General features: G+C 72.7%; 20 protein-coding genes. 10 read left to right on the forward strand and 10 right to left on the reverse strand.

What is annotated here, in order from left to right; translation table 11 throughout:
• Nucleotides 1–42 precede the first annotated feature (42 nt).
• Nucleotides 43–1,308 (forward strand): NADAR family protein, encoded by a 1,266-nt coding sequence (locus AB0A65_RS22955; RefSeq protein WP_359954219.1) that lies wholly within the window; start codon nt 43–45, stop codon nt 1,306–1,308.
• Between the two features lie 45 nt (nt 1,309–1,353).
• Here the strand turns inward: AB0A65_RS22955 and AB0A65_RS22960 are convergent, their stop codons facing one another.
• Together AB0A65_RS22960 and AB0A65_RS22965 are read right to left on the reverse strand one after the other, a co-directional pair.
• Nucleotides 1,354–2,094, reverse strand: coding sequence for an SDR family NAD(P)-dependent oxidoreductase (locus tag AB0A65_RS22960; protein WP_359954221.1), 741 nt, complete (start codon nt 2,092–2,094; stop codon nt 1,354–1,356).
• A 205-nt stretch (nt 2,095–2,299) separates the two neighbouring features.
• The gene (locus AB0A65_RS22965; RefSeq protein ID WP_359954223.1) at nt 2,300–3,577 is read right to left on the reverse strand and encodes an amino acid permease; all 1,278 of its coding nucleotides are present in this window, start codon (nt 3,575–3,577) and stop codon (nt 2,300–2,302) included.
• 80 nt (nt 3,578–3,657) lie between these two features.
• Here AB0A65_RS22965 and AB0A65_RS22970 point away from each other — a divergent pair, with 80 nt between their 5' ends.
• Entirely contained in the window at nt 3,658–4,119 is a 462-nt protein-coding gene (locus AB0A65_RS22970) for an Lrp/AsnC family transcriptional regulator (protein WP_359954225.1), read from the forward strand.
• A 25-nt stretch (nt 4,120–4,144) separates the two neighbouring features.
• The gene (locus tag AB0A65_RS22975; RefSeq protein ID WP_359954228.1) at nt 4,145–7,045 is read left to right on the forward strand and encodes a DUF4132 domain-containing protein; all 2,901 of its coding nucleotides are present in this window, start codon (nt 4,145–4,147) and stop codon (nt 7,043–7,045) included.
• Here the strand turns inward: AB0A65_RS22975 and AB0A65_RS22980 are convergent, their stop codons facing one another.
• The 4 genes from AB0A65_RS22980 to AB0A65_RS22995 all read right to left on the reverse strand — a co-directional run bounded on the left by AB0A65_RS22980 (nt 7,046) and on the right by AB0A65_RS22995 (nt 10,058).
• On the reverse strand, nt 7,046–7,627 hold the full coding sequence (locus AB0A65_RS22980; protein WP_359954230.1) for a TetR family transcriptional regulator: 582 nt from the start codon (nt 7,625–7,627) through the stop codon (nt 7,046–7,048). It abuts the gene before it with no gap.
• A 171-nt stretch (nt 7,628–7,798) separates the two neighbouring features.
• Nucleotides 7,799–8,212, reverse strand: coding sequence for a YchJ family metal-binding protein (locus AB0A65_RS22985; RefSeq protein ID WP_359954232.1), 414 nt, complete (start codon nt 8,210–8,212; stop codon nt 7,799–7,801).
• A gap of 55 nt (nt 8,213–8,267) precedes the next feature.
• Entirely contained in the window at nt 8,268–9,083 is an 816-nt protein-coding gene (locus AB0A65_RS22990) for an SGNH/GDSL hydrolase family protein (protein ID WP_359954234.1), read from the reverse strand.
• 156 nt (nt 9,084–9,239) lie between these two features.
• The gene (locus AB0A65_RS22995) at nt 9,240–10,058 is read right to left on the reverse strand and encodes an SGNH/GDSL hydrolase family protein (RefSeq protein WP_359954236.1); all 819 of its coding nucleotides are present in this window, start codon (nt 10,056–10,058) and stop codon (nt 9,240–9,242) included.
• Between the two features lie 219 nt (nt 10,059–10,277).
• On the opposite strand from AB0A65_RS22995, the gene AB0A65_RS23000 reads away from it, so the two are divergent.
• On the forward strand, nt 10,278–11,333 hold the full coding sequence (locus tag AB0A65_RS23000) for a LacI family DNA-binding transcriptional regulator (protein ID WP_359954238.1): 1,056 nt from the start codon (nt 10,278–10,280) through the stop codon (nt 11,331–11,333).
• A gap of 130 nt (nt 11,334–11,463) precedes the next feature.
• On the opposite strand, the gene AB0A65_RS23005 is transcribed toward AB0A65_RS23000, so the two are convergent.
• On the reverse strand, nt 11,464–11,871 hold the full coding sequence (locus tag AB0A65_RS23005) for a MarR family transcriptional regulator (protein WP_359954335.1): 408 nt from the start codon (nt 11,869–11,871) through the stop codon (nt 11,464–11,466).
• A 209-nt stretch (nt 11,872–12,080) separates the two neighbouring features.
• Here AB0A65_RS23005 and AB0A65_RS23010 point away from each other — a divergent pair, with 209 nt between their 5' ends.
• Together AB0A65_RS23010 and AB0A65_RS23015 are read left to right on the forward strand one after the other, a co-directional pair.
• Nucleotides 12,081–12,938, forward strand: a complete 858-nt coding sequence (locus AB0A65_RS23010; RefSeq protein ID WP_359954240.1) for an NAD(P)H-binding protein — start codon at nt 12,081–12,083, stop codon at nt 12,936–12,938.
• A gap of 93 nt (nt 12,939–13,031) precedes the next feature.
• The gene (locus tag AB0A65_RS23015; protein WP_359954242.1) at nt 13,032–13,454 is read left to right on the forward strand and encodes an SRPBCC family protein; all 423 of its coding nucleotides are present in this window, start codon (nt 13,032–13,034) and stop codon (nt 13,452–13,454) included.
• A 26-nt stretch (nt 13,455–13,480) separates the two neighbouring features.
• On the opposite strand, the gene AB0A65_RS23020 is transcribed toward AB0A65_RS23015, so the two are convergent.
• Nucleotides 13,481–14,581, reverse strand: a complete 1,101-nt coding sequence (locus AB0A65_RS23020; protein ID WP_359954244.1) for an MFS transporter — start codon at nt 14,579–14,581, stop codon at nt 13,481–13,483.
• 336 nt (nt 14,582–14,917) lie between these two features.
• Between AB0A65_RS23020 and AB0A65_RS23025 the strand changes: the two genes are divergently transcribed.
• From AB0A65_RS23025 to AB0A65_RS23035, 3 genes are all read left to right on the forward strand, one after another.
• Complete coding sequence (locus AB0A65_RS23025) at nt 14,918–15,658, forward strand: helix-turn-helix transcriptional regulator (RefSeq protein ID WP_359954246.1); 741 nt, start codon at nt 14,918–14,920, stop codon at nt 15,656–15,658.
• Nucleotides 15,659–15,834: 176 nt separating this feature from the next.
• On the forward strand, nt 15,835–18,087 hold the full coding sequence (locus AB0A65_RS23030; protein ID WP_359954248.1) for a carbohydrate-binding protein: 2,253 nt from the start codon (nt 15,835–15,837) through the stop codon (nt 18,085–18,087).
• Nucleotides 18,088–18,223: 136 nt separating this feature from the next.
• Nucleotides 18,224–18,982, forward strand: a complete 759-nt coding sequence (locus AB0A65_RS23035) for a TipAS antibiotic-recognition domain-containing protein (RefSeq protein ID WP_359954250.1) — start codon at nt 18,224–18,226, stop codon at nt 18,980–18,982.
• On the opposite strand, the gene AB0A65_RS23040 is transcribed toward AB0A65_RS23035, so the two are convergent.
• Nucleotides 18,979–19,395, reverse strand: a complete 417-nt coding sequence (locus tag AB0A65_RS23040; protein WP_359954252.1) for a hypothetical protein — start codon at nt 19,393–19,395, stop codon at nt 18,979–18,981. The genes AB0A65_RS23035 and AB0A65_RS23040 overlap by 4 nt on opposite strands.
• A 247-nt stretch (nt 19,396–19,642) precedes the next feature.
• Between AB0A65_RS23040 and AB0A65_RS23045 the strand changes: the two genes are divergently transcribed.
• Nucleotides 19,643–20,230 carry a TIGR03086 family metal-binding protein gene (locus tag AB0A65_RS23045; protein WP_359954254.1) on the forward strand — a complete coding sequence of 196 codons (588 nt, stop codon included), beginning with the start codon at nt 19,643–19,645 and terminating at the stop codon, nt 20,228–20,230.
• A 47-nt stretch (nt 20,231–20,277) separates the two neighbouring features.
• On the opposite strand, the gene AB0A65_RS23050 is transcribed toward AB0A65_RS23045, so the two are convergent.
• The gene (locus tag AB0A65_RS23050) at nt 20,278–22,008 is read right to left on the reverse strand and encodes a DUF6055 domain-containing protein (protein ID WP_359954256.1); all 1,731 of its coding nucleotides are present in this window, start codon (nt 22,006–22,008) and stop codon (nt 20,278–20,280) included.
• Nucleotides 22,009–22,089 lie beyond the last annotated feature (81 nt).

Consider the following 22,089-nt stretch of genomic DNA (forward strand, 5'->3'; position numbering starts at 1 on the left):
GGGACGATTGCCAGCGGGCGCTTCCCCTGGCAGGCTATGGCGATGAGCGACTCCGGCGGTGCGACACCGCCGACCCCCGACGGCGCTCCGCCCCCCGACGCGCCCGCGGGCCCGGCGGACCGGGCCTGGACGCTGTACTACATGACGGACCTCGAAGGGCTGGACCTCGCCCCCGCCGGCCCCGAGCCCCCCGCGCAGGGCCTCGACCGCCTCGCCGACGAGCTGAAGGACCTGCTCACCGCGTCCACCGAGCCCCTCGACGGGCACGGGCACCTGGGCCACTTCGCGAAGGCCGCCGAGGAGGCCGCGAACGTGGCCGGGAACCCGAACCTCGTCGCCGGGACCGTCAGGTGGATCGTGACGGCCGGGTTCATGGCCGCCGGTGCGCCCCAGCCGTTCCCGCAGCTCGCCGGGTACTGCACGTTCCGCACCGCCGAGCACCTCGCCGAGGCGCTCGCCACGGACGCGGAGACCATGCGCGCCAACGCGGTCGCGGCGTTCAACGAGTCGCTGCACGTCGCCGACGCGCTCAGCTGCGCCAGCCGCGGGCTGCTGGACACGTGCGAGTCGCTGCGGGTCCTCCAGCTGCGCTACGACGACGGGCAGCTCGACGCGCTCGTCGACGGGTTCACCCCCGACGGGCCGCCGGAGATCGACCTGCCGTTCGCCCCGCACGACCCGGCCCCGGCCGAGGAGGCGCCCGCGGAGCAGCCGTGGAGCCCGTTCCAGCGGCGCGCCGACGCGCCCTCGCGCGTCGTCAGGCCCGCTGCGCCGCAACCGGAGTACCAGGCGCCGAAGGAGGAGGCGGGGTTCCTGTTCTTCCGGGACCACGAGCGCAGCCGCGGCGGGCGGCTCGCGCCCGGGTGCCTCGACCAGTGGTGGCCCGCGCCGATCCGCGTGGGCGGCAGGCGGTTCGCGACCGCCGAGCACTACATGATGTGGTCCAAGGCGAAGCTCTTCGAGGACGAGCTGGCCGCGGCGGCGATCCTCGCCGAGGACGACCCCGAGCGGGCGCGGGCCCTGGGGCGCACCGTCACCGACTTCGACCTGCACGTGTGGGAGCGGCACCGGTTCCAGATCGCGGTGCGCGGCTCCATCGCCAAGTTCGGGCAGCGCGGCGAGCTGCGGAACTTCCTGCTGTCCACAGGGGATCGCGTGCTGGTGGGGGCGAGCCCGGACGACCCGGTGTGGGGCATCGGGCTTGCGGCCGATGATCCGCGCGCGGCCGACCCCAGGACCTGGCAGGGCCAGAACCTCCTGGGGTTCGCGCTCATGACGGCCCGGCGGCACCTGCGCACGGCCGGATAGCGGAACGCCCGCTCCGATGTGGTCGGAGCGGGCGTTCCGGTCGCGCTAGACGGCGTTCCAGCCGCCGTCGCTGGCGAGGACCACGCCGTTGGTGTTGCTGGAGTCGTCGCTGAGCAGCCAGGTGATGGCGGCGGCGAGCTGCTCGGGCTGGGCCGGGTTCCCCGCGTTGACGAAGTACGGCTGGAGGCGCTCGATGCCGAGCTGGGACTTCGGGGTCGCCTCGATGTTCGTGGCGACGCCGCCGGGCGCGACGGCGTTGGAGCGGATGCCGTCCTTGCCGTAGACGACGGCGACGTGGCGGGTGAGGCCGACGACCGCGTGCTTGGAGGCGGTGTAGGCGGCGCCCGCGGCGGAGCCGCGGATGCCCGCTTCGGAGGAGACGTTGACAATGGCGCCGCCGCCGGAGGCGATCATGACCGGGAGCGCGGCGCGGATGAGGCGCAGCGGGGCGGTGAGGTTGACACCGAAGACGCGGTCCCAGGTGGCGTCGTCGACCTCGCCCGCGGGAAGGAACCCGTCCATGATGCCCGCGACGTTGGCGAGGCCGTCGATGCGGCCGTCGGCGGCGGCGACGACCTGGTCGATGACGGGGGCCGAGGTGAGGTCGCCCGCGACGGCGCGGATCTCGATCTCGGAGCCGAGCTTGTCGAGGCTCTCCTGGTTGACGTCGGCCGCGACGACCGTGGCGCCCTCTCCGGCGAGCCGCAGCGCGGTGGCGCGGCCGATGCCCGATCCGGCGCCGGTGACGATGACGGTCTTGCCGGTGAAGCGGTCTTGCGTTCCCATGAGTCCCCCTATGGTCCCTGCCGCCCGGCGGGGCGGCCCGTGTCGCAGTATTCCTCCGGGCGGGGCCCGGAGGTGGCGTTTCACTCGATCCACTGTTTTAAGTCAAGTGACTGACTTAAGGTTAGCTCGGTCAGGACAGGGGGGCGCAAAGGGGGAAAGCTATGAAATCGGTCATCCTCGCGGGGCCGGTCCTCATGGTCCTGGGCTAGACCTCCGCGGGGACGGGTTCCGAGAGCGGGGCCCGGCGGCGCCTCAGGTGCAGGTAGCCGAGGGCGAGGGCCGCGATCCCCAAGGGCAGCAGGAGGTACCAGGTCAGGGCCGTGCCGATCAGGGCCGTGCAGGCCGTCGCGAAGACGGCGCGCTGCCGGGCCCGGCCCTGGAGGAGCCGCACCGCGGCGGCGCACGCGAGGACCGTGACCGCCGCGAGGACCGCCGACGTCGCGCGCATCTGCTGGTCCAGGCCCAGCCCGAGCGCGGTCGTCGTCGCGAACGCGGTCCCGGTGAACGCCGCGAGCAGGAGCAGCGCCCGGTGCGGCGTGCGGCCCGGCTCGTGGCCCTTCGCGAGCGGCGCGGGCATCGCCCCGTCCCGCGCGAGCGCCGCCCCCAGGCGCGAGGCCCCGGCGATGAACGTGTTCATCGCGCCGAGGCTCAGCAGCGCCGCGCAGACCGCGGTGAGCGGGGCCGCGGCCGGGCCGAACGCGTACGCGAGCAGGTCGGTGAGCGGCGTGGCGGACTCGCCCGCGGAGGAGCCGAGGACGCCCGCGGTCGCGGTGGCGAGTGCCAGGTAGATCGCGGCCACGACCGCCAGCGCGAGGGCCGTGACGCGGCGCAGCTGCCGTGCGGGGTCACGGAACTCGCCGGAGAGGTGGCTGGCGGCCTCCCAGCCGGAGAACGCGTAGAACAGGACCGCCGCGGCCGAGAGGATGCCCGGGATGCCGTTGGGCGCGAACGGGGTGAGGTTCGCGGTCGCGAAGTGCGGGAGCGCGGCGGCGCAGGCGGCGGCGAGGAGCGCGGCGAGGAGTCCCATGAGGACGAGCTGCGCGCCGCCGGAGAGGCGCAGGCCGATGTGGTTGGCGGCGAACGCGGTCGCGAGGAGGACGGCGGCGATGGCGATGACGGCGGTGTGGCCGAGGCCCGCGGCGTCGGCGATGTAGGCGGCGCCGACGAGCGCGGCGGAGCTGGCGCCGACGGGGATGACGCTGAAGAACCACCAGCCGCAGACGGCGGCGGCGCGGTCGCCGAAGGCGGCGCGGGTGAAGGTGGCGACGCCGCCGGCGTCGGGGCGGCGGGCGGCGAGTTCGGCGAACGTGGCGGCGACGGGGACGGAGAGCAGGAGGAGCGCGACCCAGGCGACGATCGCGGCGGGCCCGGCCGCGGCGGCGGCGAGGCCGGGGAGGGCGAGGACGCCGGGGCCGAGGATCGCGCCGAGGTAGAGGGCGGTCCCGCGGGCGGTGCCGAGGGACCCGGTGGAACGGGTGGTCATGTGGATCAACGCTAGACGCGCGGTCGGGGATTCGGGGGCGGCGCCGAACGGGCGGCCGGAATCGGGGTCATAATCCGTGGATGGACGAACTTGACGCGTCGATCGTGCGCCTCCTCCAGTCGGATGCGCGGCTGTCGAACCGGGAGCTGGCGCGGCGCCTGGGCGTGGCCCCGTCGACGGCGCTGGAGCGGGTGCGGGCGCTCACGCGCCGCGGGGTGATCCGCGGGTACGGGGCCGACGTGGACCTGAAGGCGCTGGGGCGCAACGCGGAGGCGCTGGTGTCGGTGCAGCTGGCGCGGCACCAGCGGTCGATCTACGAGACGTTCCGGGAGACCGTGGGGGCGTGGCCGGAGGTGGTGACGCTGTTCGTGGTCTCGGGCGGGAGCGACATCATGCTGCACGTCGCGGTGCGCGACACCGAGCAGCTGCACGCGTTCCTGGTGGACCGCTTGGCGACGCGGCCCGAGGTGGCGCGCTTCAACACGACGATGGTGTTCGACCGGCACCACAACCGGGTCCTGGAGCCGCTTGCGGAAGAGTGAGCACGCCCGGTCCAGAATGTGCCCCATGAGCGATCTCCTGCCGCATGAGGACCCCGACCCCGCCCGCCCCTGGCTCGACTACCGGGGGTCCCGGGCACTCGACCCGGCGCCGCGGCGCGGGTTCCCCTCCGCGAGGGCGTACGAGCCGGACCCGGCCATGCCGGGGCACTGGGCGACCCTGCGGGACGTCGCGGCCGGGGCGCTCCGGGTCGCGGTCGAGTCGCCGGTGACCGATCCGGGGATCGCGGCGGCGATGCGGTCCTATCTGGATGGTGAGGCGGACGCGCTCGGCGCGGCGGCCGCGCTGGAGACGGCTGCGGCCGTCATGAGCCTCTACGACGTGGCGCGGCGGTACACCCAGCTCGACGCCTGGATCGACGCGCACGGCGTCGTGTTCGCGACCGAGGCGCTCATGCGGCAGTGCGAGATCCGGGTCGTGAACCAGCACGGGAAGCACTACTCGCGGGTGGCCTGGCGGAACGAGACCCCCGCGGTGGTGTGGGCGCCCGCGAAGCCGCTCGGCGCCGAGTGGGGCCGGGGCACCGAGTGCCGCCAGCTGCGGACCGCGCTGTCGGCGATGCCGGAAGCGGAGTACCGGCGCTTCCGTGACGTGCTGGAGCCGTACGGGCGCAACCACAGGCAGCGTCTGGTCCGCGCCTACCTCATGCCGACCGAGCGGGACTGGGCCGCGGAGGCGCTCGCCGAGTGGCGGGAGCGGGACTCCAAGACGTGGTCGGACCAGAACCGCCTCGCCGGGATCGCGTCCTCTCTGGACGAACTGCGTGAGGCCGGGATGCTGCCGCTGTCGAACATCGGCGGCAACGCCCCCTCCGTCGCGACCCTCGTGGAGGCGTTCGGCGCCGAGTGCGCGCCGGAGTTCGTCGCCTCCGTGGAGGCCGGGACCCGCGAGTACCAGGGCAAGGCCACGATCCACGAGGTCATCGCCGGACTCCCCCACGACGCGGCCGTCGAATACCTGCTGAAGAACCTGGTGGCCGAGCGGACCGGGCCGCTCGTCCGCGCGGCCGCCGAGCGGTTCCCGCGCCGCACCCTGCGGGTGATCGCGCGGCTCGCGGCGGACGCGGAACCGTCGCTGCGGTCGCGGTTCGCGCACGTCGTCGCGTCGGTGCCCGCGCTCGGGGCCGCCCGCGAGGTCGCCCCCGCCGACGTCAAGGACGCGGCCGACCGACTCACCGACCTCACCGACGCCCCGCCCGAAGCCGCTGCGCTGCACGAGTTCCTGGCGAGTCCGCCGTGGACTCGAAAAGCGACCAAGCGCAAAAAGCTCGTCGTCGATATATCACCCGTCGGCGAGGACGGACTGCGGTGGCGCGAAGGCGAACGGGACCGGTGGCGCGAGAGCACCGACGCGGTGCGGCGGGGCCTCGCCGAGACCGAGAATCCTGCGGAAGCGCTTGCGGCACTGGTGAAGTCCGCGAACGGGCACCGGGCACTCCCGCCGCTCGCCGGGCCCGCGGCGGCCCGCATCGCCGCCGACTGGCTCGTGCGGCTGCGGTCCACGCGCCTCAGCGTCGGCGACTGGCTCGACCGCCACGGACTCGAAGCGGCCCTTTGGGTCGCGCCCGACGCGGTCGGCAAGGCTGGGAAGCCGCGCAAGGCCGCCGAGGCGGTGCTCCGCGACGTCGCGCGCCGCTTCGGCGACGCGGCGGTCCTGGAGGCGGTCGCGCCGTACGGGGAGGCGGCGGTCGCGTCGGTCGCGGAGATCCTCGCCGTCGACCCCCTGGACCTCGACGGCCGCAAGGCCCCCAAGGTCCCCGAGTGGGCCGAGCCGGTCCTCGGCATGCCCGTGCTCCTGCGCGGCAGGCGCGAACGGCTGCCGCGAGCATCGGTCGCACACGTCGTCGCCGCCATGGCCCTCGACTCGCCCGCGATTCCGTACGCGGGCTTGGACATCGTCAAGGAGCAGTGCGACCCGGCGAGCCTGGGCGCGTTCTCGTGGGCGGTCCTCGAATCCTGGGAGATCAACGACGCGCCCGCGAAGGACGCGTGGGCGCTGACGCAGCTCGCGCGCTTCGCCGACGCCGATGCCGTGGCGCGCCTCGAAGCGCTCGTGCGCGAATGGCCCGACCGGAACCACTCGAAGCGGGCCCTGAACGGCCTCGAAGTGCTCGGCGCCGTCGAGTCCGAGCACGCCCTGCGGGCCGTCCACCGCCTCACCCGCTTCCGCGGCTCCAAGGCGGTCAAGGCCGCCGCCGTCAACCAGCTGGAACTCGTCGCCGCGGGCCTCGGCCTCGACACCGAGCAGCTCGCCGACCGCCTCGTCCCCGACACGGGGACCGCGGCGGTCGCGGCCGAGCAGGCGACGCGCCTGGAGCGGGCCATGGCCGACGGCCGGACCTGGGCGGTGGACGAGTTCCGGGAGCACCTCCTCGCCCACCCGCTCCTCGGCGAGCTGGCGAGGCGGCTGGTCTGGCAGGCGGACGGCACCGCGTTCCGGATCGCCGAGGACGACACGTTCGCGAACGCAGAGGACGACGCGGTGGAGCTCCCAGAAGGGGCCGCGATCCGCCTCGCGCACCCCGTGCTCCTCGGCGACGCACTGGACGCCTGGGTGCGGCAGCTCGCCGACTACGAGGTCCTCCAGCCGTTCGACCAGCTCGGCAGGCCCGCGCACACCGCGGCCGGGCTCGCTCCGCTCGAAGGCCGCAAGGCCAGGACCGGGCCGCTCCACGGCCTTACAAAGAGCACCTGGCACGCCGTCCGCGACGGGTCCACGACCGTGGCGATCGAGCGGCGCTTCCGCACCGGCACCGTCCGCGCCGGCTTCTCCCCCGGCTACGGCGGCGGCCCGTACTTCGACGCCGACGCCGTCCAGGTCATCGACGCGGTCCGCTTCCCCGAGGGCCTCGACGCGGTCTCGTTCAGCGAAGCGGTCGCCGACCTCGGGAGGGCCGCGAAGGCGTAGCTACTCGGCGGCCTGCGCCGCGGCGCCCGGGAGGTGCTCCAGGGCGGCGCCGAGCAGGCCGCCGACCGCCGTGATCCGGTCGGCCATCGACTCCGGGTCGAGCGGGTCCTCCCCCTCGGTCACCCACAGGTACACCATCGCCCCGAACCCGCCGGTGATGAACGCCGCCAGGTCGTCGTCGAGCCTCCCCGGCAGCACGTCCCCGAACCTGGCCCGCATCGACTCGCTCCGCAGCGGCGACAGCAGCCCGCTCACCTCCCGGTTCAGCGCGAACGCGCTCGCCGAGTTGAACATCGCCCGGTAGAACCCCCGGTGCGCCGCGAAGTGCCGCGCCAGCGCGAGCGACCTGGCCCGTCCCGTCGCCGTCTCGGGCGCGGCCCGCCACGGCTCGAACAGCTCCCGGCGCGCCAGGTCGAGCGCCGCCTCCAGCAGCAGCCGGTCCCGGTCGCCGTAGTGGAGGTACACGAGCTGGCGGCTGACGCCCGCGGCGTCGGCGATGTCGGAGACCGGCACGTTCGCAGTGCCGCGCTCACTGACCAACGCGATGGCGGCGCCCAGCAGGGCGGCGCGGGTTCGTCGCACCCGGCGGTCTTTGGCGGGCGAGGGAGGGTCGAAACTCACCCGACGAGGGTAGACACGTGTTAACAAATCGACAAGTATTCGATGATTTGAGCAGCCGCCGGCCCCCGCTGTCGGACCCCCGACGGAGGCTTGCAGCCAGGGGCGCCACCGAACCCGAGGATCACTCACCGCCTACTCGAAGCCGAGGGCGTCCACGTAGAGCCAGGTGCCGCCGAGGCGCTCGAAGGCGCTGTTCTCGGTCTGGGAGCCGGGGCCGTCGGGGTCGGTGTAGCGGGCGCGGAAGCGGACGGTGCCGGTGGTGTGGAGCGGGGTGCCGCCGGTGGTGTCGAGGATGTCGAGGCCGGTCCAGGTGCGGGCGTCGGCGGCGAGGTCGAGGCGGTCGGGGCGCGTGCCGGGGTGCCAGGTGCGCAGGAGGTACGGCTCGTCGCCGACGGCGAAGGCGCTGTAGCGCGAGCGCATGAGTGCCTCGGCGGTGGGGGCCGCGGCGGCACCGGTGTGGAAGCGGCCGCAGCACGCGGCGTAGGCGTCGCCGGAGCCGCAGGGGCACGTGGTCGGGCGGGCGGGCTTGCGGGTGCGTCGCGGCATACCGGGATTGTCCCGGAGGCGCCGGACCGGCCCGGAGGCCGGTCCGGCGGGAGGTCTAGCAGTCCTCCAGGTAGGGGGTCACGACCTCGGCGTACGCGGCCTGGCCGGCGGCGTTCGCGTGGAAGGACTCCACATTGCCGGTGTAGCCGAGGATCCACGGGTCGGTGGTGCAGACCTCGTGCCCGGCGAAGGCGTCGCGGACGTCGGCGAACGCGAAGCCGTGGTCGTCGGCCGCACCCGCGGTCGTCTCGGCGAGCAGGTCGGCGGTCTCGTTCAGGAGCGCCTGCTCCGCCGGGGTGATCGCGAGCGACCCGGCGCAGGTCGCGCCGCTGAAGAGGCGCGGGTTGCCGACGACGGTGACGTCGGCGCGCGGCGCCAGGTCCTCGACCTGCGTGTACAGGTCGTCGAGTTCGGCGGGGAGCGAGGTGGTGATGATGTTCTGCGCGTTGGCGATCGCGGCCTCGCACAGGGCCGTGTCGGTGCCGGCGCAAGCGCCGAGGACCGAGGAGAAGCCCGCGTCGTTGCCGCCCACGCCGATGGTGACCTCGCTGGTGCGCCGGGTCAGGTTGCCGAGCTGGTCGGCGATGACGTCCTCGACGCGGGCGCCGGAGCAGGCGTCGAACGAGAGCCGCGCGCCGGTCGCCTCGGCGGCGAGCACCGGGTAGGCGTTCGCGGAGCGGTAGCAGGTGGTGTCCTCGTAGTCCCCGGCGCCGACGCCGGAGACGTAGGAGTCGCCGAGGGCGACGTACCGAGGGGTCCACCAGTCGGCCGAGGCCGGGCTCGCGAGCGCGGCGGCGCCGATGCCTGCGGCCGCGGCCACCGCCGCGGCGCGGACGAGGATGCCGCGGATCGTGCTGGGAGTTGCGGACATTGGTCTCCTTCTGGGTGCCTCGCGGCGGTTCACGGGTGGGGCCCCCGCCGCTGGTGCCGCCATTCTAAGGGCCGCGGTCCATTGTGTGTGTTCACGTTGGGGCGCAACGGGAACCGGCCCGCGGGGGTCTCCCGCGGGCCGGTCCGGTGGTGCGCTCTAATAGTCGAGCAGCGGGAGGACGACGCCGGTGTAGGCGTCCTGCCCGGCGGCGTTCGGGTGGAAGGACTCGACGTTGCCGGTGTAGCCGAGGATCCACGGGTCGGCCGAGCAGACGCCGTGGCCGTCGAAGGCGGCGCGCGGGTCGGCGAAGTCGAAGCCGTGGTCGGCCGCGACGGCGGCGGTGGTCTCGGCGAGGAGGTCGGCGGCGTCGTTCAGGAGCGCCTGCTCGGCCGGGGTGATCGCGAGCGCGCCCGCGCACGCGGTCTCGTTGAACAGGCGCGGGTTGCCCACGACGACGATGTCGGCGTCGGGGGCCTTGGTCTCGACCTGGGTGTAGAGGTCGTCGAGTTCGGCGGGGAGCGAGGTGGTGATGATGTTGCGCGCGTTGGCGATCGCGGCCTCGCACAGGGCCGTGTCGGTCCCGGCGCAGGCGCCGAGGACCGAGGAGAAGCCCGCGTCGTTGCCGCCCACGCCGATCGTGACGTGCTCGGTGTTGACCGGGCGGAGGTGGTTGAGCTGGTTCGCGACGACGTCCTCGACGCGGGCGCCCGAGCACGCCTCGAACCAGAGGCGCTCGCCGAGGGCGGTGGCCGACTGGCTGGCGTAGGCGTTGGCGGAGCGGTAGCAGCCGTCGTCGGCGAGGTAGTCGCCGGCGCCGACGCCCGAGGCGTACGAGTCGCCGAGTGCCGCGTACTGCTGGATCGTGACGTCGGCCGAGGCCGGGCCCGCGAGTCCGGCGACGCCGAGACCGGCGGCCGCCGCGACGGCGGCGATGCGGCCGAGCACGCGGAGGGACTTGCCTTCCTTGAAGGACACAGGGTCTCCTTGTTGTCGACAGGGCCGGCGGGGGGCGCCGTTCGGGCGGCCCCGCCGGAGGACCGCGTCATTATAAGCAGTGAAGTCCATTGTGTCGCAATAGAAACGGTGTGTGATGTGGCGTCCGGGAGGCGCACTCCAGGTGGGGACCGGGGGTCGAAACGGTTTCCTGTCGCCGGAAACTGTTTCCGGCGGGCGGCTATCATGTCGGTACACGACATGGACGAGGTGCACCACATGAGCGATCCGGCCCGCCCGCGCGCGACGCTGTCCGAGGTCGCCGCGCGCGCCGGCGTCTCGAAGGCCACGGCCTCGAAGGTGCTCAACGCCCGCCCCGGCGTCGCCGAGGAGACGCGGCGGCTCGTGCGCGAGGCGATCACCGAGCTCGGGTACGTGCCGACCACCGGGCCGCGCGAGACGCCCGGCGGGCAGTCGATCCACGTCGTGTTCGACACCATCCTGAACATGTACGCCGTGTACGTGCTCGACGGTATCCTCAGCGGCGCAAGGGACCTCGGCGTCACGGTGGTCACCAGCTCCCTTGAGGAGGGCGGCCCGGGGCACCCGGTGCCGCTGGGCGCGGACCGCATCAAGGAGATCGCCGCGCAGGGCGCCGCGGGCCTGGTCGTGGTCACCGCGGAGCTCATGGCAGAGGAGATGACCGCGTGCGAGCAGGCCGACCTGCCGCTGGTCGTCATCGACCCGGCGAACCCCCTCGACGAGCGCGTCACCAGCCTCGGCGCGACCAACTGGGCCGGGGGCGTGCAGGCGACCAGGCATCTGCTCGACTTGGGGCACAGGAGGATCGGCTTCGCGGGCGGGCCGGTGCAGTCGGTCCCGGCGCGCGAGCGCCTGCACGGCTACCGGGAGGCCCTGGAGTCGGCCGGGATCGAACTGGACCCGGCGCTCATGGGCTCGGGCAAGTTCGAGGAGTCCACGGGCGCGGTGCTCACCGACCGGATGCTGGGCCTGGACGAGCCGCCGACGGCGATCTTCGCGGCCAGCGACAGCATCGCGGTGGGGGTGCTTCGCAGCGCCCGGCGCCACGGCCTCGCGATCCCCGGGGACCTCAGCGTCGTCGGCTTCGACGACACCTACAACGCGATGTGGATGGAGCCCCCGCTCACCACCGTCAAGCAGCCGCTGCGCCAGATGGGCCGCGTCGCCGCCCGCACCGTCATCGACCTCGCGGCGGGCAAGGTCCCGGACTCCCACCACGTCCAACTCGCGACCACCCTGGTGGTCCGCGACTCGACCGCGCCGCCGAGTGACTAGGGCGGCCCGGCCGCACCGAACCACTAAAGCGGCCCCGGCCGCACCGCCGAACCGCTGAGGCGGCCACGGCCGCACCACCGCACCGAGGCCGCGGCGAACGCCGCCTTCGTCGGCGCCCGGCCCGCGGGCGCTAGTCGCCGTAGGAGTCTTCGAGCGCCTTCTCATACGCGGCAAGGGTCTCCACGAACACGACCAGCTCCGTCGCGGTCAACGGCGCCAGCGCCTTCCGCCAGGCCGCGGCGCTCCCCGAGAGCCACGACTCGATCTCCGGGCGCATCTCGGCGGTGATCGAGACGATGCGGCGGCGCCGGTCGGCCTCGTCCTCGCGCCGCTCCAGCACGCCCTTGCGGCTGAGGTCGCCGACCATCAGGCTCACGGTCGTGGGCGCGACTTCGAGCCGCGAGGCCAGGTCGTTCACCGTGGCGGGACCGTCGAAGAGCAGCAGCGCGAGCAGCGACAGATGGCGCGGGCTCAGATCGAGCGAGCGCACGCTCTCGGGCACCGGGAGGCGCTTCGCGCGTCCGACCATCCGCGGCATGAGCAGCAGCAGTTCCCGGATCGCGTCATCGACGCCCCAACGCGCGGCCACGGTCGCACCCCCGATTTCCCCTTGACGTCAAAATATCTTTGCTTTCAAAGCAAAGATGTATTACCTTTGCTTTGAAAGCAAACAGTTCCCCACGTCATGCTACCCGAGCGCGCGCCCCGCGCTCTGCGGTCGCATGCCCGAAACCAGGAGCGACACCCATGAACGACTTCGACGGCACCGTGCTCGTCACCGGCGCCCGCGGCAACATCGGCTCGCGCGTCGCCCGCGCCCTCGCCGGTGCGGGACACGCTGTGCGGGCCTCCGGGCGCAGCATCGACGGACTCGCGGTCCCCGAAGGGGCCGAGGCGGTCGCGCTCGACCTCATCGACGCCGCGGGCGCGGCGGCCGCGCTCGACGGCGTCCGTACCGTGTTCCTCTACCCGACGTTCGGCGACATCGATGGCTTCCTCACCGCCGCCGTCGCGGCCGGGGTCGAGCACGCGGTCCTGCTCTCCTCCCCCGCCGCGTACGACCCGGTCGAGCATGCCGGACCGATCGGCGCCGCGCACCAGGCGATCGAGGGCGCGGTGCGGGACTCGGGCCTGCCGCACACCGTGCTCTACCCGTCCTGGCTGGGCAGCAACGTCTTCCGCGACTGGGCCGGGCAGGTCCGCGCCGGACGCGTCCCGATCGCGTTCCCCGAATGGCAGATCAACCCGATCCACCTCGGCGACGTCGCCGAGGTCGCCGCCGACCTGCTGACGCGCCCGCAGTTCCGCGGGCGCAGCCTCGTCCTCACCGGACCCGAGTCACTGACGCAGCGCGAAGCGATCGCGGCCGTCGCTGCCGAGCTCGGGAAGCCGGTGGTGGTCGAGGAGCTGACACGCGAGCAGGCCCTCGCCGGGCGGCCCGAGTGGTTCCCGGAGGCCATGTTCGACTCGCTCCTGGACGTCGCGGCGAACTTCGGCGACACCCCGGCGACGGTGAACAACAACGTCGAGCGGGTGCTGGGACGCCCGGCACGCACGTTCGCGCAATGGCTCCGCGACGAGCGCGCCGCCTTCGACGCGAACTGACGAGCGCCCAGGCTCGACACAACGCTGCGAGGCAGGGGCCGGGCGGACCGCGACGGGGATTGACTTCCTTCGATCGGACTCTACGATGTGGGAATGATCCTGGTCGAACGCGAGATCCGCACGGCCCCTGCCGAAGTGTGGGCCGTCATGAGCGAACTCGACCGCTGGGCGGAACTCCTGCCCACGGTCAGCGGCGTCGAGCGGCTGAGCGACCCGGGCCCGATCGCCGCGGGCGCCCGGTTCCGGGTCGCCCAGCCGGGCCTGGCGACCGCCGTCTACGAGGTCACCGAGTGGCGGCCCGGCGAGGGCTTTACATGGGTCGCCTCGTCAGGGGGCGTACGGACCGAGGCGGTCCACGAGGCGCGCGCCGACGGGGAGGGCCGCACGCGGCTGGCCCTGAGCATCACGTGGACGGGCTCCGGGGCGTGGATCGCGCGGATCCTGTTCTCCGGCAAGGCCCGCCGCTACATGAACCGGGAGGCCGAAGCATTCGCAGCGCTCGCCGAGGGACGCTGAGCACTCACACGGCAGAAGCGGGACCGTCACGGCCGCTTCAGGAACGCCCCGAGGACCACGGCCGCCACGGGGACGACGCAGAGGACGGTGAAGACCCCTTCGGGCCCGCGGGCCTCCGCGATCAGCCCGTACGCGGGCGCGAACAGCCCGCCGACGCTCATCGCCAGCCCCAGCGTCACCCCGGCGGCGGTCCCCGGCCGGGTCGGCAGGTAGTCCTGCGCGAGCTTCACGAGCACCGCGAACGGGATGTTGATCGCGACCCCCACTGCCAGCGCCACCGCCAGCGCGGCGTACTGGTCGGGCACCACGCGCAGCAGGATCAGCAGCGGGATGACGAGCACCCCGCCGATCCTGGTGGTGCGCACGGCCCCGAACCGGTCGGCCAGGCGCCCGCCCAGCAGCGTCCCCACGACGCTGCCGAGCATGAACCCGGCCAGCGCGATCCCGGCGACGACGTGCCCGGAGCCGAGGTGCCGGATCCAGTACAGCTCGATGAACGTGATGATCCCGACCCACAGCAGCGAGCGCACCACCTCGATCCCCGTGAGGACCGAGAACGGCCCCCACCGGTCGGCGCCCTCCCGCGGCGCCGCCGAGGCGGCGGCGGCACGGGTGCGCTTGCGCAGCATCACGAACGCGATGAGCACCGCGGGCGGGATGAACAGCGCGGTCGCGCCCACGCCCATCGCCATGAGCGCCGGTGTCGCGAGCACGGGCGCCAGGAAGAACCCGACGCTGCCGCCCGCGGCGAAGACGCTCATCGCGGCGGCGCTGTTCCCGGCGGTCTCGCGCGCGCCCTTCCCGGCGGCCGGGTGGAACGCGGCCACGCCGAGGCCGGACAGGAAGATCAGCGCGAGCACCAGCGGGTAGGGCCCGGCGACCCCGGCCAGCCCGATGCCGAGCCCGGCGAGCGCGACCCCGGCGGGTGCGAGCCAGTACAGGCGGCGCCGGTCCACGGCGAGGCCGATGAACGGCTGCGGGATCGAGCTGCCGAGTGCGGCGGCGAGCGTCAGCCCGGTGGCGGCGACGTACCCGTAGCCGCGGTCGAGGACGAAGTACGGCACGACCGCGGGGACGAGCCCCTGGTACATGTCGTCGACCGCGTGCGCGGTGCCCCACAGCCACATCCGGCGCAGTGGCGAAGCCGGTGCGTCTCTCGCTCGATGTTCCTTAGGCTCCTCCTCTCCGGTCGGCGTCGATGCTGGCGCGGGTGCTCCCGCGGGCGTTGACGCCGTTGTCGTGGTCGGTCCGTGCGCCGCCGGTGCCGATGGAGGTCCGTCCGCGGTCCGGTGCGGTGCGGTGCCTTCCGGCGGTCCGGCCACGGTAGCCGCGGGTACCTGAATGGGACCTGAAGGCGTGGTCTGGGTCATGTCGGTGCTCCTTGTCCGTTCGGATCAAGGATTCCGAGACCTCGGGGGCTCCGGCTAACGGTATTCTGCCGAGTTATGTCGACAGACGGCCAAGTGATCCCGAGTTCGCCGATCCGGATGCTCTCGCACCAGGAGCGCATCGACTGGCACCGGCACGACGGCCACCAGCTGATCTACCCGCGGCGCGGGGTGCTGCGGATGTTCACGGCGGCGGGGGTGTGGGTGGTGCCGCCGTCGCAGGGCGCGTGGATGCCCGCGGGCACGGTGCACTCGCACCGGGCGTTCGGGGCGACGGAGATGCGGGCGATCCTGTTCGATGCGGACGGCGGGGGGCCGTTCCCGGAGCGGCCCACGGTCCTGGCGTTCACGCCGCTGCTGCGGGAGGCGGTGACGGCTTTGACGGACGACGCCGCGATGGCGCCGGACGTGCGGGGGCGGCTGGCGCGGGTGGTCCTGGACCTGCTGCACAGTGTCGAAGCGCCGCAGCGGTTCCTGCCCGCGCTGGAGGACCCGCGGCTGCGGGAGGTCGTGGCGCTGCTGGAGGGGGACCCGGCGGACCGGCGCACGCTCGCGCAGCTGGGCGCGGCGGTGGGGGCGTCGGAGCGCACGCTGAGCCGCCTGTTCCGGGAGGAGGCGGGGACGACGTTCGCGCAGTGGCGGGGCCAGTTCCGGCTGCACCACGCGCTGGTGCTGCTGGCGGGCGGGCAGCAGGTCACGCGGATCGCGGGGGCGTGCGGGTACGCGAGTCCGAGCGCGTTCATCGGGGCGTTCCGGGCGTCGTTCGGGACGACGCCGGGCGAGTACCTGCGGCGGGAACCGGACCTGCGGATCTGAGGGGCATTGCCATGTAAGCGCTCGCACGCTATGCTGACCCGACATCATTATATCGATTCAATTCGATGTCTCGATGGCTTTGGAGACGGTCGCGGCTGCCCGGCACGCTGCGCCTCCGCCTCCAGGCACCTCCGTACGGCCTTGCGCCCCTTCACCACCGATCACGCGGAGCACACATGCGCACCATCCACATCCGACCGACCAAGCACCGCCGCCTCCGCTGGGCCGCGCTCACCACGGCCGCCCTCGCGGGCCTCGCCGCCCTCGTCGCGCTCCCCCAGGTCTCGGCCGACGCCGCGACCGTCCGCTACGAGGCCGAGACGTCCCCCGCCGTCTGCGAGGGCACGATCGACTCGAACCACACCGGGTTCTCCGGCAGCGGGTTCTGCAACTCCAGCAACGCCGTCGGCGCCGGATCGCAGTACACGGTCACCGCCTCGGCCGCCGGCACCGCCACCCTGTCCATCCGGTACGCCCACGGCGCCACCGACACCCGCTCGGCGAACATCGTCGTCAACGGGACCACGGTCCAGTCCGGCGCCGACTTCCCCGCGACGGGCGCGTGGACCACCTGGACCACCAAGACCGTGAACGTCACGCTCAACGCCGGCAGCAACACCGTCCGGCTCGCCGCCGCCACCTCGGCGGGCCTGGCGAACATCGACTACATCGAGATCACCGACGGCGCGGTCGCGCAGACCGGGCCCATCATGGAGGACCTCGGCCGCGGCGTCACCGTCGTCCCCGCCAGCGGCGGCAACCTCGTCAGCTGGCGCCTCCTCGGCACCGACACCGCGAGCACCGCGTTCAACGTGTACCGCAACGGGACCCTCCTCAACAGCTCCCCGATCACCGGCGCCACCAACTACCTCGACACCGGCGGTTCCGGGACGTACACCGTCGCACCCGTCAACGGCGGCACCGTCGGCGCGCAGGCCGGCGCCGAGGCGACCTTCAACTCCAGCGGCTACCGCGACATCCCCATCCAGGCGCCCAGCGGCGGCACCACCCCCGACGGCGTCGCGTACACCTACAGCGCCAACGACATGAGCGTCGGCGACCTCGACGGCGACGGCCAGTACGAGTACCTCGTCAAGTGGGACCCCTCGAACGCCAAGGACAACTCGCAGTCCGGGTACACCGGGAACGTCTACATCGACGCGTACGAGCTCAACGGCACCCGCCTGTGGCGCATCGACCTCGGCCGCAACATCCGCGCCGGGGCGCACTACACCCAGTTCCAGGTGTACGACTACGACTCCGACGGCGACGCCGAGATCGCCATGAAGACCGCCGACGCCACCGTCTCCGGCACCGGCCAGGTCGTCGGCACCTCCAGCGCCGACTACCGCAACTCCTCCGGGTACATCCTCAGTGGACCGGAGTACCTGACGATCTTCAACGGCGCCAACGGCGCGATCCTCGACACCATCAACTACCAGCCCGCCCGCGGCACCGTCTCCAGCTGGGGCGACAGCTACGGCAACCGGGTCGACCGCTTCCTCGCCGGAACGGCCTACCTGGACGGGCAGCACCCGAGCATGGTGTTCGCCCGCGGCTACTACACCCGCAGCGTCATCTGGACCGTCGACTTCAACGGCACCGACCTGGTGTCGCGCTGGGTCTTCGACTCCAACAGCGCCGGGAGCCAGTACACCGGCCAAGGCGCCCACAGCCTCTCGATCGCCGACCTCAACGGCGACGGGAACCAGGACATCGTCTACGGCGCCATGGCCGTCGGCTCCTCCGGGTCCGCGCTGTACACCACCGGGTTCGGGCACGGCGACGCCCTGCACGTCTCGGACTTCGTCCCCAGCCGCGCCGGGCAGGAGGTGTTCATGCCGCACGAGAGCACCTCGCAGCCCTCGTCCAGCCTGAACGGCGGCAACGGAGCCATCCTGTTCCAGACCCCCGCGTGCTGCGACAACGGCCGCGGCGTGGCGGCGAACGTCCTCGCGTCCAACGCAGGCGCCGAGTACTGGTCCTCCAGCGTCAGCGGCCTGCTCAACGCCTCCGGCGCCAACATCGGCGCCAAACCCGCCTCCACGAACTTCGTGTCCTGGTGGGACGGCGACGGCGAGCGCGAGCTGCTCGACGGCACCGCGATCACGAACTACCCGTCCGGGACGCTGCTCTCGGGCTCGGGCGTCGCGTCCAACAACGGCACCAAGGCCACGCCGGGCCTGTCCGCGGACCTGTTCGGCGACTGGCGCGAGGAGGTCGTGTGGCGCACCAGCGACAGCTCGGCCCTGCGCATCTACGCCACCCCGTACACCACCAACCTGCGCATCGCGACGCTCATGCACAACCCGCAGTACCGTGTCGCCATCGCCTGGCAGAACACCGCCTACAACCAGCCGCCGCACCCGAGCTTCTACATCGGCAGCGACGTCACCAGCTACCCGTTCCCCGCGATCAGGGTGGCGTGAGGACCCTCCTCCCCCAGAAAGCCGGGGCCCGGAACGCATGCGTTCCGGGCCCCGGCCCTGTGTCCGCCGTCTCCGCGGATCGGGCTTGCGGTTGACGTAGCGTCAAGCCGTAACTTCGAGCGGGAAGGAGGCCGGCATGCGGACCTGGACGACGACCGAGGTCACCCGGATCACCGGCGTGACCTCGCGGACGCTGCGCCACTACGACGCCATCGGCATCCTCCAACCGGTCGCGACCGGCCACGGCGGCCTGCGCCGCTACGGCCAGGCCGAGCTGCTCCGCCTCCAGCGGATCCTGCTGCTCAAGCGCCTCGGGCTGCGCCTCGACGTGATCGCCGAGATCGTCGACGGCGCCCTGTCCGAGGCCGAGGCGCTCAAGCGCCACGCCGAGCAGCTCGACGAGGAGCGCGAGCGCCTCGACCGCCTGGCCGCCACGGTCGCCGCCACCATCCGCCAACTCGAAGGAGACCAGACCATGACACCCGAGACCTGGTTCGACGGCCTCGACGCGGGCAAGCACGCCGAGTACGAGGCCGAGGCCCGCCGCCGCTGGGGCGACGCCGTCGTCGACGCGGGCGACGCCGCCGTCAAGGCCATGTCCCCGGACGAGCGTCGTGCCATCCCCGCGAAGTTCGACGAGCTCCACCACCGCCTTGCCGCCCTCCGCACCTCGGGCGCTCCCGCCGACTCCCCCGACGTTCAGGCGGTCGCCGCCGACCACTACGCGTTCATCGAGCGCCTCTGGGGCACCGCCCCCACCGCCGCCGCCTACACCGGCCTCGCCGCCCTCTACACCGACGACCCGTCCTTCAACGCCACCTACGACACCGTCGCCGAGGGCCTCGCCGCCTACCTCCGCGAAGCCATGGAGGCGTACGCGGCGGCGAACCTCTAGACCTTCCGGTGGCGGCCGTTGCCTTGGGCGCCCGGGCCCGATCGCGTTGCGCGGTAAACAGCGTGGACGGCCCGCTGCTGGCGGTCGACGAAGTCCCGCTTCGCCTTCTCGTCCTCGGTGGGCGCGAGGAGCTGGAGCGTGGCGGCGAGCTCGAAGAAGCCGGGTCCGGGCTGTCCGGTGTCGCCGTTGCGGACGAGGACCGAGATCATGAACTCCTTGCCGGTGACCTCGGCGTGCCGCCGGTTGATGGCGTCGCACAGGCGCCCGATCTGGCCGGGGAAGTTCCCCCCGTGCTTGATCGGGCTGCCGAGTTCGCGGTTCAGTTCGCCGTAGGTGAGCTGGCCGCCGTGCGCGGCGTACCGTTTCAGGACTTCGACTCCGGCGTCGATGAGGATGAGGTCGTCGTTCGACATGAGCACCCTTTCCGGGCCGCCGAGGGCCCGACGTGAGGGGAGGGATGTCCGGGCGGCAGCGCTCGGCCCGAGGCCGTTGCGCACTGCTCGCCACGTTGTCTTTTTCGGAACGTACCACAGCATCTGACCAGCCGGAAGACCCGATCCATTCGCGACCGTCGCCCCGGATCGCCCGCCTTGCGATGAATCCGGACGCGCCGCGTCGTCACCACTGGTGCAGACCGAGCGAACTGAGGAGCGAGCGCACATGACCGAACCCGGTGCCGACTTCAAGCCCGTGACCGACCTGGTGGCCGGCCTCCTTGCGGGCGTCGAGGACGTCCAGCTGGCGGCCGCCACCCCGTGCGAGGAGTACCGGGTGGGCCACTTGGTCGACCACTTCCTCGGCCTGACCCTGGCGTTCACCGCCGCGGCCCGCGGCGAGCGCGGCCCGTACAACGACGCACCGCCCGCGGCGCCCTCGGCGGCGCCTCCCGCGAACTGGCGTCCCCTGCTGGCCGAGCGGCTCCAGACCCTCGCCGACGCCTGGGCCGAGCCCTCGGCCTGGGACGGCGACGCCACCGCCGGCGGCGTCACGTTCCCCGCCGCGATCATGGGCCTCGTCGGCCTCAACGAGGTCGCCGTCCACGGCTGGGACCTCGCCAAGGCCACCGGCCAGCCCTACGACCTCGACCCCGCCGCCATCACTACCCTCACCGCCTTCGTCGCCCAAGACGCCGACGACCAGGAAGCCCGCAACGGCATCTACGCCCCACCGGTAGCACCCGCCCCCGACGCAACCCCGCAGGACCGCCTCATCGCCCTCACCGGCCGCGATCCGGGCTGGTCCAGGTAGCGGGAAGTGCGGGACGGCTTGCGCCGTCCCGCACCTCTATTGCCCTGTTAGGACGGCGTGGCGCCGGTGATGGTGAGTTCGTAGGGGAACGGGTCCCCGACGCCGGTCTGCCACATCGTGTAGTTGCGGTGCACCGACGGGGTGGCCGCGACGACGAGCATCATGTGGGTCTCGCCGCTCTGGAGCGAGAAGTTCGCGGTCTGGCCCGGGGCGTAGAACGGGCTGTAGCGGACCGAGAAGTCGGCCTTGACGGCGACGAGGCGGAAGCGCCAGTCGGCCCCCGCGAGGCTGGAGGCCCCGGTGAGGTTGACGGTGACGTTGGACGTGGTCGGGTTGAGGCGGATCATGTTGTGGCCGTACTGGTGCGGTGCGTCAGCGGCATTGATCCGGTAGCGGTTGGAGCCGAGGCTCGTCAGCGGGTCGGTGTGGAGCGGCCGGTAGCTGCCGCCGCCGCGCCACAGGTCGGAGCGCATGGCCGCGCCCTGGTCGAAGTCGTAAACGACCTGTCTGGACGTCATCTCGCCGATGAGCGTGGCGAACTCCTGCTGGTCGAGTTGCAGCACGCGCTTGATCGTGTCGATCGGGTGCTCCCCCTGCCTGGCCTCGAACCAGAGCCGGTCGACGGCCTCGGCGCCGTAGAGTTCGGCGATCGTGTCGAACATCAGCCAGTCGCCGTAGTAGGTCTCCTGTGCGAGCCAGCGGTACTGCTGCCTGTCCACGAAGTACCCGGACCCGACGACCACCTCGGGCCGCTGCATCCGCGCCATGTAGTTCGCGTGGGCCTCCCACACGGGCCCGGCGACCGGGTTGCCCGCGCCCCAGCCGCCGCCGTTCCCGTTGGCGATGTTGATGTCCACGGCGTAGGACTGGAGGATGTGGTTGAACTCGTGCGACTCGACCCAGTCGTCCCAGATCTTGTCGTACGGCAGGCAGATGTGGCCCACCCCGATGTCGTCCGGCCCGGCCCAGTTCGCGGGCGGCAGGAAGCCGTTCGACCAGGTACCGCAGAGGTACAGGTTGATCCGGTAGCGCGACCCGACACTGTGGTCGGCCGGGTCCACGAAGCCGACCTGGTCGACGTAGTAGTCGTAGATCTCCTCCATGTGGTCCGCGACCCACTGCGGGTAGTTCGCGTAGCCGCGCGACTGTCCCCATGCGACGGCGTCGATCGCGTCGCCCCAGCGGACCGTGAAGTTCGCCGACTCGACGTAGTTGTCGGTCTCCGCCCCGGCCTCGATGAGGAACGCGGGCGTGCGGGTCTGCTTCTGCTGCTGCGGGTTCCCGGTCGGCGTCTCGGTCGGTTCACCGGCCGTCGGTGTCTGCGTGGGCGTCGAGGTCCCGCCGCACGCGATCCCGTTGACCTTGAACCCGGTCGGGATCGTCCCGGTCCCGGTGACGGTCATCCCGAACACCTCGCGGGTCTGCCCGGCCGAGATCTGCGCGTTCCAGCCGACGTCGTCGCCGGTGAAGTGCGCCCCGGACTGCGTGTAGTCCACGTTCCACGCGTTCTGCACGGATGAACCGCTCGGCAGGTCGAACTCGACCTTCCAGCCGTTCAGCCCGTCCGAACCGGCCTTGATGGAGACCGAGGCGTTGTGCCCGGTCCCCCACTGCGACGTGATCGCGTACTGCACGGCGTCGCAGGCGGCGGCCGATGCCGGGCCGGCCGTCACGAACGCCAGCGACGCGGCCAGCAGCGCCCCGCACGCCGCGATCACCGCGGCGGCCCTTCGCCGCAGCCGCACGCGCGCGCGACCGTCCTTGGGTATGACTTCCATCGGTTGAGCTCCTAAAACCTAGGGGGCTCAGCCGTCCCCGGTTGTCGAGGACCCGAACCCCCGCAACCGGAGGGCTCGTAC

It is taken from the genome of Glycomyces sp. NPDC047010 (genome assembly GCF_040644205.1).
GTDB lineage: Bacteria > Actinomycetota > Actinomycetes > Mycobacteriales > Micromonosporaceae > Glycomyces.